Source organism: Clostridia bacterium (genome assembly GCA_034926675.1).
GTDB lineage: Bacteria > Bacillota > DTU025 > DTU025 > DTU025 > JAYFQW01.
Map to the genome: position 1 here is coordinate 1 of JAYFQW010000016.1, position 12,321 is coordinate 12,321.

Here is a 12,321-nt window from a genome sequence, read left to right on the forward strand (position 1 = left end):
GACATGTTGGAGCCGGAGCCCGCCCGGATCCGCTTGACGGCCCGACAGGCCATAGCGCGGACCGTAGTGACCATTACGAAGTATGGAGGGCGTTGCTTAGCAAACCCATTAACAGTGTCTTGACAAAGGGGTCCACCTTAATCTGCACCCATGTTCCTACTGCCTGTTTCCCTTGTTTGACTCTTTGCTTCAACTCAGCGGCATTCATTCGCATGCACCTTCCGTTTGTTTGATTCCCCGACATCAGAATGACGGCGGCGTTACCACGCCGATAACTACCGTCTTCTCATCAGACCCATTGGCGATTCTGTGGCCCATGCTCGCGTCAAAGTATACTGAGTCGCCTGCATCCAGGACGCTCAGCACCCCGCTAAGCTCGAACTTGAGCCTCCCTTCCATCACGTACATGCACTCCTCGCCCCTGTGAGTTAGGGCTGGACCCTCAAAGTCTGACTCGCCGGGTTCTAGTTCGAGGAGCACCGGTTCCATCATGCGGTTAAGGTCTGGAGACAGTAGCTGGTATCTTATCTGTGATCCCTCTTGCCCCAGGAACTTCCGCCGACCCTTCCTCACCACGATGTCGGTGTTCTGATCACCCTCGAAAAACTGCACCAGTGACGTCTCAAGAGCCATGGCGATCTTGCGCAACGTTGCAATAGATGGAGATGTCTTGCCCGTTTCTATCTGGCTCAGAAGGCTTGCAGATAGCCCGGTGATGTTGGCCAACTGCGTTATTGTCATGGCCTTCGATTTCCTCAGCGTCCTGATCTTGTCGCCTATTTCCGTCATGTTCCGATCACGTCACCTTTTCAGTATAGGTTAATATTTTGATGTTTCTACAGCTCTAGTGAAATTCCTTCTGCGTCACATCGTTTATTTGTGGTTTGCCTGCATGGCAGGCGGGAGAGTTGCCACTTCGGCTGAATCATGACCGCAGCGCGTCCCTCATCAGGCACAACTTCACATCGAAAATGCTCGGGGAACTCCCCTTTGGATGCGTACTGCGATAACATCCGGCCACCTGTTACGATTTCATTCGGTCACCCGGCTCCTCAGCCGTGGATAGTCTGTGGAGAGTGCGATGAGGCTGTCGCTCTTTCCGCGCGTTTCAACTGAGCCACGGCTGAAGAGCCGTGGATAGGGGGCCCTTCCGGTCGAGAGACATGTGCGGCGCCTCATTGAGCGACCTGTATGCATCCTCGGCCAGCGCACCTAGTTTCTCAGAGACCCAGTACGGATTTCGTACAGGCAACACCGGACACCTGCACGGATTCCGTACTGCGCTGAAGGCAAAACCAGTGGACGGTCTCTAGAAACCGCGTAATTGCCCCCAACAAGAGCACTGCAGGCCGGATTTTGGACCATGATTCCCGTTTTGTGGTTCGATTTCGGTCCGCCAGACCCGATTTTCGGCGAATGAGGCCTAGGGGCGTACGCATTTCGTACTGGTCACATGACAACCCAGTACGAATTCCGTACCGACATCGTACCGGCATGCATAAGACTGGCTGTAGGAAGCACGCCCCACTACGCCCCCCGAGGCGGGCAAACAGGCCATGGCCATCGGCGACATGCACGTATTCCAGTGCCATGCTGCACTGGTATGCTGGGCGGCGCCGCTGGCAGCCGACGGGATACTCCTGGGTTCGGCAGTGTGTGGGCAGACGATCATGTGGGAGCCTGACGGGGATTTTCTCAAAGAAGTAATGGCCCTGACGTAATCGGGGTCGCCCTGTCCGAATCCATGGTCATGGCCCCTGTGAAGTCCATATCATCACTGTTCCCCATTGCGCGAAAGCCGCCGGCCCGGCTCAGCACGTTCAACGCCTGTGATGGATGCACGTGTAGGCGCACGTGTGTGTATGACAATACAGATCCAGAGCCTGTAGTTAGGCCCTCTTCAAGCATGATCAAGTAGTCCTTGTGGGGCACATAGTTGGGCACGGAGTTGCCCGAACGCGGGGCCTAGCGCCGCCATTGTGCATTCGGCATAGGCATTCAACTTCTTCGCCTACATCCGATGTAGGTTGTGGCGCCATCCATACCCATTCCGTGGACGCTGTTGTGCGGGCTGTCGCCCGGGCGCAGAATGGTGCCCGGCAGACCTTCTTGTGCGTGGGAGCACAAGTTGTCTAGCTGGTATTACGTTCTCGCATGCTCTGACGGCAGCCAAGTGCTATCCGAATCAAGGGTGTTCACTTACAGGATGTTCCAAGCCATAGGAGTATCACCGTCGGTTTGCATCAGAATCCCACGAGAAACGCTCAACCTCTGAAAACTCAGGGGTTGAGCGTGCAAGGGTGCTCAATGTGGAATCCAGCATTGATCGCACGCAACTGCTCAGACTATCCTCGCCCAAGCCATGTCAAACGCCTTCTGCCACGATCTTGCCGGGATTGAGTATGAGGTTGGGATCCAAGGCAGCCTTTATCGACCTGATGACACCCAGGGCAACAGGATCGCCGAACTTCTCGTAATGCTGAAGGCGCTTTGCTCCTATGCCGTGTTCGCCTGAGAGGTTGCCTCCACGCCGGTAAGTGGCCTCGTACATCTCCTGCAGGATATGTCGCTTGCACTCGTTCCAACGGGAATCGTCCATGCCCTGTTTGAGAAGAGTAGCATGGATGTTGCCGTCGCCTGCGTGGCCGAAGCAGGGTATGGTCACACCGTACCTGCCCGCGATTTGAGCTATGTCGGCTATGAGCCCAGGTATCTCAGATGTCGGTACGGTGATGTCTTCCATGCAGTATACGGGGCTGACCATTCTGAGTGCTTCAGCCACACACTTGCGTGCCTGCCAGATCCGTTGAGATGTGGAGAGGTTATCGGCCACATACACCTCCAGCGCCCCATGCTCCATCAGAAGCTTGCCTACGGTCTCGTAATCAGCCTCTACCTGCTGTTGCGAGTTGGCCTCGAGCTCGATAATGATGTAGGCGCCTGCATCGGCGTGGGGCAACGAAGCATTGAGATACTCAGCCGCCGCCTTGATCGAAAGGCTGTCCATGAATTCGACGGATGTTGGCACAACGCCGCTGGCAGTCATTATGCGTGGAACTACGTCGATGGCTGTTTGCATGTCATCGAAAGGCGCTAGCAAGTCCACCTTGAACTTGGATAGGGGCAGTAGCTTGAGCCATATTCTGGTGACAACGCCCAGCGTGCCCTCGGAACCCACGAACAGCTTCACAAGGTCATATCCTGTAACGTCCTTGACACACTTGCCGCCAACTGTCATTACGTCACCGCCCGGAAGCACAACCTCCAGCCCATACACGTATCTGCTGGTAACGCCGTAGCGAACCGCCTTGTTGCCCCCTGCGTTTTCAGCCACATTTCCGCCTATCTGCGAGCTTTCGGCGGAGCAGGGGTCACCAGCGTAGAGCAGGCCCGCCTCTTTCGCCCTGCGCTGCACCTCGCCTGTGGTCACGCCAGGCTCTACGACTATGAACAGGTTCTGCGTATCGATCTCGATAATTCGATTCATGCGTTCCATAGACATGACTATGCCGCCATGCGTGGGCACGCATCCGGCAGAGAGCCCTGTTCCCGAACCTCTGGGGGTGACAGGGATCATCTCTCGATTGGCCAGCCGAAGTATCTGAGCGACCTGCTCGGTGTTCTCCGGTTTGACCACGGCTTCGGGCATGCGGCAGTATTCCGCCTCTGATGTTTCATCGTGGGCGTAAGCAGCCATCTTGTCGGCTTCAGTAGTAACGCCTACGCTTCCCACGATGGAAATGAGCTCGTCAACTATTCTTTGATCTACCTTGCTGTAGCATGACACAGGCGTTACCTCCCGGTTCTAAGCCGCGACATTATATCAGGAACCACCTCAAGCAAGTCGCCCACTATTCCGAAATCAGCCACCTTGAATATCTGAGCATCCTTGTCCTTGTTGATGGCTACGATGGTCTCGGCAGTTTGCATACCCGCCAAATGCTGCACTGCACCGGATATGCCTACCGCAATGTAAATCCGGGGCGACACTGTCTTGCCCGACAGCCCTATCTGATGCGGGTAGCTGGCCCAGCCCAGATCCACGACGTCTCTGGTGGCTCCAACACCAGCGCCCAGCAATTCCGCGAGCTCCTCAATCAGCCGGAATCCATCTCGGTTCTTCACACCTTTGCCGCCGGCCACGACGATCTCTGCATCCTGTACGTTCACTTCCTGAGTCGTGTCTTTGACCAGTTCGATCAGCTTCTCGTCGCCGCGGTCTACGTCACACGCGGGTATGCTCAAGCTCACCACATTGCCGCGGCGCGAGGCGTCGCGCGGCAGGGGCCTCGCCGACTTGGGGCGAACCGTAGCCATCTGCGGCCTGCATACAGGGGTCTTGATAGTCGCCATGATGTTGCCGCCGATCGCCGGACGCGTCTGTAACAGCAGCTTCTCCTCGTCGTCGATGTCAAGCTCTGTACAGTCGGCCGTAAGGCCCGTCCAGAGCCTGGCTGCCACTAGCGGCATGACCGTGCGGCCCGTAGTGGTGGCAGCCGCCACGACCACTTCCGGCCTGACGTGCTCAATCACTCGCTGCAGCGCCCTGGATTGAGGGCCCGGCAGCGACCAGGTCACACCTGGTTCATTAACAACATAAACCACATCAGCGCCGCGGAAGATAACCTCCTGCGCTGCGTCGCCAGGGTCACACCCTATCACGACGCAACCCACATCACACCCGAGCTTGTCGGCGAGGCGACGCGCACGTGCCAGTAGTTCATACGTTGTAGGATGCACAAATCCGCTGCGTTGTTCTGCGAGCACCAATACACTCATTCTCATCACCTACCCAGATCCAGGCCACGTTGGTTGAGGAACTCAACTAAGGCGTCTGCTGCTTTTCCCGAGTTATCCTGCTGATGAAGCACTGTAGCTCTGGAGAACTTGGGCCTGAACACGCTCACTACTCTGGTGGGCGAACCGCCAAGGCCAAGACGGTCTCTCGAAAGGCCCAGCTCATCAGGACCGAGCACTGGTATCTGGGCGTTCCTGGCCGCCAGCTTGCCTGTAAGCGTTGGGAAACCAGGCTGGTTCACGTCTTTGACCACGGTGAGCACAGCCGGAAGGGTTAGCCTTACCCTCTCGAATCCGTCCTCCACAATGCGTTCGACTTTCACAGTTCCGTCGCCGAGTTCAATGCGTCGGACGTACGTGCACACAGGCGTATTGAGCAGGGAGGCAACCATCGAGCCAACCTGCCCGGTTTCTCCATCGGTAGCCCTCTCACCGCAAAGAACTAGATCGTCGGGGTTCATCTCGCCGCCTGCCAGATGCCTGATCCCAGCGGCAAGAGTTGCTGCGGTGGCCATGGTGTCGGATCCTGCAAACGACCTATCGCTGAGCAACACCGCCTCATCGGCGCCCATGGCCACAGCCTCGCGCAGGGCGGCCATGGCAGGGCGAGGCCCCATGCTGAGCGCTACAACCCTAGTTCCAGGGACCTGCCGACGCAGGCTCAGGGCCGCTTCAAGAGCGTTCTCGTCCAGCGGATTGATCACGTTCTCGTTCTCAGTTCGAATCATGGTTCCGGTCTGCTCGTCCATCTTCACATTAGCCGTGCCCGGAACCTGCTTGATAAGCACAAACAGCCTCATTCCACACATCTGCTCCGTTCATTGCATTGTTCCGTTAGTGTATGCCGCAGTGTTTGCATGAAACCGCCATCAGGCATGCCATGGGCGCGAATCCGGGCCCGGAACCCCCGTCATGCCCAGCCACAGGCAGCTCACATCATCAGGCGCGGCCCCCGCCATCTGCAGGGCCTGTTCCACCAGGGCCAGCATCTTGTTGGGGGCTCCGGGGCCCTCGATCTCGTCCACAATCCTGCCGCAGTCGGGCGCCTCCACGTATGAAATGCATGCCCCTCCAGTGGAACATACGGCACAACGTGTGGACGTCTGACCGCCGCCTACTCCCACGATCAACCCCACTCGGTCAGCCCTACTCAACTGCATTGGGCTCCTTTCCCTGCTTGCCATGGTCGGGAGCGTTGTCGGGAGGATCTCGCAGCAGCTCTTCACAGGCAACATTCACGATCAGAGCTGCTATGCCTGCAAACAGTATCAGGAAACCAATGGTCGTGGCCAGCAGAAATGCAGCGAGAGCTGTTATTTGAAGCCACAGGAGCAGGGAGTAGGCTGTGGATGTGAAGAAGAGTCGAAAAGAGGTTAGCACTGCTTCGCGGAATCTACACCGTGTAATGGCGAGCACCGAAGGCACATATACCAGCGACATTGAGAAAACAGCCAGCATGTAGGTTTGAACCATGGCAAGGATGAACCTTAGCGTGCCGGGGTCAGACCTGTAATACCACCAGCTGCTGTAGAGGATGGTGTACACTATGCACCCCATTAGCCCGAGCAAGGCGCCCTGGCCAACCGCTTTGGGCAGTGTAGGCCAAAACTCCGCATGTAGGGTGCGCTTGCAGCGAATAGCTAGATGAGTGTACCTGGCGGCAGGCACAATACACATGAGTGAGACGAACGTAACGTACGCACCTGCAAACGGCATCTTGATCTGGAACACACCAGGCATAATTGGAAGGCCCCATACTGCACTCACGGCCACGCACATGAGCAGGTTCTCATATATGGCCCGTGCAGCTCGTTTGAGAACCATGCTTACACTGACTACCGGTTGCTTCGACGACATGCTTCCACCTCTGATCGCAAGGCTCCCATGAGATCGCATCCCAATCGGCCCGGGGTTATACAGCCAAGAAGCACTGGCTGAGAGGCTCCGGTGGCCCCAGGCACATTTGCCGCGCGGCCCCGTACCGTTTCATACGCCAGAACAGCGAAGGCTATAGCTTCCTTGCCATCGCTTGACATTCCATAGTCCTCCGCTCGAACCACTCTGACCGGAGCGATTCCATCGCCTATCATCCTCATCAGGACAGAGTTCAGGGCGCCGCCGCCGCTCACAATCACCTCATCCAGCCCGCTTCGGGACATGACGAACTCCTTGAGGTGCCACACAATGGCCTGTGCAGTGAAGGCGGTGGCAGTTGCCACCATGTCTTCATCTGGCACGCCCCGCCCTTTCCACCTGCCCATGAGATCCTGCGTGAACTCTGCTCCGAATTCCTCTCGTCCACTGGTCTTGGGCGGTTTCCGCAGCACGAACTCGTTCGACATGAGCTCATTGAGGAGTTCCCGGTGGATCCGGCCTCTCTTAGCCATAGCTCCATCTTCATCGTAGCGCATCTTTCCATCGGTTATGGAGCTGACAATGTAATCGATTATCATGTTGCCCGGGCCGTTATCGAACGCGTAAACATCCTGCAGGCAGCATCCCTTCGGAAGCACCGTCATGTTGGCGATTCCACCAATGTTCTGCAGAACACGCGTGCGCTCGGGATGCCTGAACATAAGCCAATCGAAATACGGAACTAGCGGCGCGCCTTCGCCGCCCGCGGCCATGTCGCGGGCACGGAAATTGGATACAGTGGTGATCCCGGTGCGCTGGGCTATTACTGCGGCTTCGCCAATCTGCAAAGTGGCATGGCTCGCCGGAAGGTGATGAATGGTCTGACCATGGCACCCTACAAGATGAACCTGCTCAGGGCTGAGGCCTGCGGCGCCGATCACCCCGAGCGTGGCCCTAGCGAACTCCTCCCCTAACACTACGTTCATACGGCATATCTTGTCTACTGTCGAAGTCGACGAAGAAAACAGCTCAAAGACTTCGTCTCGGAGCTGCGCTTCGTAGGGTGTGGCTACGTAAGCCAGGGTAGTGATTGCCAACCCTTCTGCTTCCGAGCGCTCCTCTATCTGGACAAGGGCCGCATCAATCCCATCGGCCGACGTGCCCGACATGAGACCCACAACTCGCACAGGCTCACGCAACTCAGCATTCACCCCCGCTCTTGGTGAACTCCTTCTCAAGCGCAGCACGAACGCTACTCCCGGCCCTCGCCAGGCGCACCCTTGCCTCCTCAAGATCCAGGCCGGTTTTGGCCATTATCACGGCGAGTTTGAGGTCGCCATTGGCCTGTTCAATGTAGCGCGTGGCCGCGTCCTCATCGATATCAGCCGCGATCGATGCGATTTTCTTCACGCGCCTGGTCAGCTTGGCATTGACCGGACGAAGCTCTATCATGAGATCCTGATAAATCCGCCCAAGTCTGACCATGGAGGCGGTGCTTATCATGTTGAGCACCATTTTCTGAGCCGTTCCCGCTTTCAGCCTGCTGGATCCCATGATCACCTCTGGCCCCACAATGGGTGCTATTGAAACGTCTACCATGTCGCGAATGCTTGACGATGGATTGCAGGTCAATCCAATGATTGACGCCCCAACCGACTTCGCATAGCCCAGAACACCCATCACGTATCTGGCGCTTCCACTGGCCGATATGCCTACAACAGCGTCATTCGCGTTGATGCCGCGCGCCCTGGCGTCTTCCATACCCAGCTCGTAATCGTCTTCAGTTCCTTCCTGCGCGCGTTCCACGGCTGAAACTCCTCCAGCCATCAGCACCTGCACTAGATCGGGCGGAGTGCCGAAAGTTGGCGGGCACTCGGCCGCATCTAGCAGCGCAAGGCGACCACTGGTTCCGGCGCCTGCATAGATCAGTCGTCCTCCCGACTTGAGCGAGCCAACCACCAGTTCGATGGCTCGGGCCACGTCATCCAACACAAGCTCAACTGCATCTGCCACGAGCTTGTCTTCATCATTCATGATCTGCAGGATGTCCCTGACGGAAAGAGAGTCAAGTTCACGGGCATTTGGATTTCGACTCTCCGTAATGGTCACAACCGCTCACGTCCTTTTAGGCGATGTCACAACCCATATTGGGCTGCTCCACGCCATGTGTCCGTCATTCTGCACCACTCGGATGTAGTACACTGTCTCGCCATCCTCAGGCGCTGCGTCATCAAACTCCGCGTCAAAACGGCAGTCTTCTGGGCGGTATTCCCGATAGTCAGAGCAGTCTTTCACCACTGTCACCTTGCACAACGGCGAAGTACCCCTCACTTGTATGCTGAGGCTCACTGAATCGTCATTGCCCAACTTGACCTCAGAGCCCATTAGGTGACCATTGATGCTGAATCCCAGCACAACCTGGGCGCCGCTCGTAGCATAGGTCCGCCTGGAAAGCAGCGCCTCCCATATGGCCTCACGCGTCAGATCCCTTGCGTACACTGCTGTGAGCCCGCTGATGGAGGTATTGCTGGTCCAGGATGTGCCGTGGTGCCACAGCAGCCCGTGGTTATCAGTGCCCCCGACGAGCCCGAACTTGAGCCCTTGCCTGTAAAGATCCTGTGTGAAGTAGCCCTCGAAGTATCTATCGTCCCTAGGCGGGATCGGCCGTATCTGGAGGAACTCGTTGGCGCCATGTGCTGAGCAGATCTCCATGATGGGTTCAATATCTGCATCATGGTACTGCCTGTCAACGCCTGACCAGGCAGTATGGTGAGGTATTGAGAGCCCTCCCGATTTTCTGACCTGGATAGCGAAATCGTGGGAGTGATCATCATCGTAGGCAGAATCCGCCTTGGTGAACAGAGGCGGATAGTCGTACGGGTAGACCACGTGCTTGTGCCCTGGCCCGGGATGCGCATTTCCAGTCCATTCATAGCCGGGAAACACCACAAACTCGCCGGGCGAGTTGAGTGAAGCCGCTGCCTGACATATCTCAGCCCATGTGTAGCCCGCTATCGACTTCTGGCAGAAGTACTCATGATCGGTGAGTGCGCAGAAGTCCATCCCCAAGAGATCACGGCATCGCATGAAGAACTCATCGGCATCGCCTGTGCCATCAGAATGATAGCTGTGTGAATGAATGTCGCCGAAGTACAACTTGTAACCGCGCGCACCGTAATCGCCAGGGCTTTCACGTTCAGCACGCTCCACCCAGGTGCTAGCACCTGCATAGTCAGCTTCCGCCACAGGCCTGGTTCCAGGCTCAGTTCGTGTGATGTCGCCCTTCGCCCAGGTGGCTAGCTTGGCGATTTCGAGGTAGCGAGGGCCCTCGTACACCAGCCATATCAGGCCGTCCGGCGCACGGTTCACCGAGATGTGTTTTCCCCTCTTGCCCCAGGCATTCAGAGTGAAATCTACCCGATGGCTCCAGCTGCAGCCATCCCAGTACTGGCAGTGGAATGAATGTGCCGAACGGCCGAACACCCATATGCGACCCTGGGCATCATCTATGATAGATGGAAACTCCCATCCCTGATCCTCCCCGGTGGAATCCATGCTCACATCGGTTTGAGGAGCATAGGGCACTTCCACCTGGCCAGAATCTGTGACGCGGTACAGCCGGATCCATTTGACCAGATCACCATCTCGATCGGGCCTGCGGTTGCTAGTGTAGGCCAGCCACGTGCTGCCTGTGCCATCGCGGAGAATCGCAGGGTGCATGGAATTGGCACGGGTGGCATTTGCCTCTATGGACTTGCCGCGAGTCGCAGTTTCATCGCCCACATCCTTCTGATCAAGGGGTAGTCGCACAATGGTCACGTTGTAAGCGCCGCCTAGAGCAACATCGTACGCAATCTGCACCTCGCCCGCTGCACCCGAAGATACGGCAGGCCTGAAGCACTGTGCCTGATCAACTGCGTCTAGCTGGTCACAGGCAGTCCAACCAGTGCTGAGCCGTGCCCGCCACGCTACGCGCCTTCGCCCCGCCTCCACCCGCTCCCAGGCAACAACCAGTGCGTGGCCGCAGCGTGTCGCCGTCGGCACAAGCGCGATGGCGGGAGCCCGAACCCCCTCACACGAGTGATCCAGCACCTCCTCTGTTCCCACAACCAGGCGGCCGTCCTGCAACGCTATTTCGCATCCCAACAGCAGCCATGAAGCGTCCCTTCGCGCCGCCCAGACCACATAGGCGACGCCGTAGCCGGCTGAACTGATGTGCGCGATTCTGGGAGAACCCTCAGCCCCTGCCCTACTGCTCACAACGACTGGCTCAGATACCGAATCGCCTGCCACGCGCGCTGCTATGATGCTTGATTGGGCTTCAACGGTGCGCGTCCACGCCACGCACAATCCGCCCTGGTCATCTATGGCGCTATCGGCGTCGGTATCGATGGCCTCCTGGCCTAGGCTGCGACTGACGCTTATTCTGTAGTGATCATCCTCAACACGCTGGACCGGGAAGTGGCGCAACCCGACTGCAGGCTCCAGATCCTCCCTGACCTGCGCGAATACCTTCTGCTTCGATGCCAAGATGAGCCCTCCAATTCTCAATGCGCGTCAGTCGTGCAACAGCGCCCTGCCGTCTTCAGGGTTGAACAGCTGAGCCTTGCCGAGATCGACTACGAACGTCCAGGGGGCACTGGATTCCACTTTGCTGGCGGCAGGCAACTGCGCCGTGAACGTTTTGCCGTTCAGCTGGAAGTAGGCGAGTTTCTGGGCGCCAAGATACTCCACCACCTTGACTCTCGCAGCAAGCCTCGCCTCACACCCCTGCACAAGGCTGATCTGAGCGTCGTGAATGTCTTCTGAGCGAACGCCAAGTATCACATCACAGCCTACGAAACCGCCAAGCCTTGCGCGAATGGCCTCTGGAACCTCGGCAGTAAGATCGGGGCTGACTATCTTCTCGCCGTCGTACGCCACGGTGGTGGTGTTTATCGTGGGAGCGCCTATGAAACCTGCAACAAACAGGTTGCGAGGGTGCTGATACAGCTCATCCGGTGGAGCAATCTGCTGAATCACGCCCTGGTCCATAACGATGATACGCTGGCCCAGAGTCATCGCTTCCACCTGATCGTGTGTAACATACACGATAGTGGTCTGAAGCCGTTTGTGCAGCTCAGCCAGTTCCACTCTCATCTGGATCCTAAGCTTCGCATCGAGGTTGGAGAGGGGTTCATCAAACAGGAACACCTTGGGCTGGCGAACGATGGAGCGCCCCACCGCAACCCTCTGCCGCTGCCCGCCGCTTAACTCCCTGGGCTTTCGATCTAGTAGCTCCTCAATCCCCATCATCCTGGCTGCCTCTTGTACCTTCTGATCAATCTCGGCCTTGGGAAATCTCAGATTCTTCAGTCCAAATGACATGTTCTCGTACACTGTCATGTGCGGGTACAATGCGTAGTCCTGAAACACCATGGCGATATCTCTATCCTTGGGGTGGAGATCGTTCACCAGGCGCCCATCAATATATATGTTGCCGCTGGTCTGCCGCTCAAGCCCAGCGATCATCCTAAGCGATGTGGTCTTGCCGCACCCTGATGGCCCAACAATGGCCACAAACTCCTTGTCACGTATGGTGAAACTCGCGTCGTTCACCGCAAGCACGAAACCGCGCTTCTCGTCGCGAAACTCTTTTGATACGTTCCCAAATACTATCTCGCCCATTGT

10 protein-coding genes and 1 pseudogene are annotated in these 12,321 nt (G+C 57.2%); 1 reads left to right on the top strand and 10 read right to left on the bottom strand.

What is annotated here, in order from left to right; translation table 11 throughout:
- Nucleotides 1-243: 243 nt before the first annotated feature.
- A complete protein-coding gene (locus tag VB144_05495; protein MEA4883099.1) occupies nt 244-789 on the bottom strand; it encodes an XRE family transcriptional regulator in 546 nt (181 codons plus the stop codon).
- Between the two features lie 764 nt (nt 790-1,553).
- On the opposite strand from VB144_05495, the pseudogene VB144_05500 reads away from it, so the two are divergent.
- Nucleotides 1,554-1,721: pseudogene (locus VB144_05500) on the top strand (PocR ligand-binding domain-containing protein).
- Nucleotides 1,722-2,365: 644 nt separating this feature from the next.
- On the opposite strand, the gene VB144_05505 reads toward VB144_05500, so the two are convergent.
- The 9 genes from VB144_05505 to ugpC all read right to left on the bottom strand — a co-directional run bounded on the left by VB144_05505 (nt 2,366) and on the right by ugpC (nt 12,318).
- A complete protein-coding gene (locus VB144_05505; GenBank protein ID MEA4883100.1) occupies nt 2,366-3,787 on the bottom strand; it encodes an FAD-linked oxidase C-terminal domain-containing protein in 1,422 nt (473 codons plus the stop codon).
- A 5-nt stretch (nt 3,788-3,792) separates the two neighbouring features.
- Nucleotides 3,793-4,785, bottom strand: coding sequence for an electron transfer flavoprotein subunit alpha/FixB family protein (locus tag VB144_05510; protein ID MEA4883101.1), 993 nt, complete (start codon nt 4,783-4,785; stop codon nt 3,793-3,795).
- A complete protein-coding gene (locus VB144_05515; GenBank protein MEA4883102.1) occupies nt 4,785-5,597 on the bottom strand; it encodes an electron transfer flavoprotein subunit beta/FixA family protein in 813 nt (270 codons plus the stop codon). Before VB144_05515 ends, VB144_05510 begins: the two co-directional genes overlap by 1 nt.
- 69 nt (nt 5,598-5,666) lie before the next feature.
- Nucleotides 5,667-5,951, bottom strand: a complete 285-nt coding sequence (locus VB144_05520) for a hypothetical protein (GenBank protein MEA4883103.1) — start codon at nt 5,949-5,951, stop codon at nt 5,667-5,669.
- Nucleotides 5,944-6,654, bottom strand: a complete 711-nt coding sequence (locus tag VB144_05525) for a hypothetical protein (GenBank protein MEA4883104.1) — start codon at nt 6,652-6,654, stop codon at nt 5,944-5,946. Before VB144_05525 ends, VB144_05520 begins: the two co-directional genes overlap by 8 nt.
- On the bottom strand, nt 6,633-7,898 hold the full coding sequence (locus VB144_05530) for an anhydro-N-acetylmuramic acid kinase (GenBank protein MEA4883105.1): 1,266 nt from the start codon (nt 7,896-7,898) through the stop codon (nt 6,633-6,635). The genes VB144_05525 and VB144_05530 overlap by 22 nt, the downstream gene beginning before the upstream one ends.
- Nucleotides 7,852-8,760, bottom strand: coding sequence for an N-acetylmuramic acid 6-phosphate etherase (murQ, locus tag VB144_05535; GenBank protein ID MEA4883106.1), 909 nt, complete (start codon nt 8,758-8,760; stop codon nt 7,852-7,854). Before murQ ends, VB144_05530 begins: the two co-directional genes overlap by 47 nt.
- 6 nt (nt 8,761-8,766) lie before the next feature.
- Complete coding sequence (locus VB144_05540) at nt 8,767-11,181, bottom strand: CehA/McbA family metallohydrolase (protein MEA4883107.1); 2,415 nt, start codon at nt 11,179-11,181, stop codon at nt 8,767-8,769.
- A gap of 27 nt (nt 11,182-11,208) precedes the next feature.
- A complete protein-coding gene (gene ugpC, locus VB144_05545; GenBank protein MEA4883108.1) occupies nt 11,209-12,318 on the bottom strand; it encodes a sn-glycerol-3-phosphate ABC transporter ATP-binding protein UgpC in 1,110 nt (369 codons plus the stop codon).
- Nucleotides 12,319-12,321 lie beyond the last annotated feature (3 nt).

What these genes read in the sequence shown, in the direction of transcription:
- VB144_05495 (MEA4883099.1), bottom strand. Translation starts at nt 789, where the DNA reads ATGACGGAAATAGGCGACAAGATCAGGACGCTGAGGAAATCGAAGGCC.
- VB144_05510 (MEA4883101.1), bottom strand. Translation starts at nt 4,785, where the DNA reads ATGAGAATGAGTGTATTGGTGCTCGCAGAACAACGCAGCGGATTTGTG.
- VB144_05515 (MEA4883102.1), bottom strand. Translation starts at nt 5,597, where the DNA reads ATGAGGCTGTTTGTGCTTATCAAGCAGGTTCCGGGCACGGCTAATGTG.
- VB144_05525 (MEA4883104.1), bottom strand. Translation starts at nt 6,654, where the DNA reads ATGTCGTCGAAGCAACCGGTAGTCAGTGTAAGCATGGTTCTCAAACGA.
- ugpC (MEA4883108.1), bottom strand. Translation starts at nt 12,318, where the DNA reads ATGGGCGAGATAGTATTTGGGAACGTATCAAAAGAGTTTCGCGACGAG.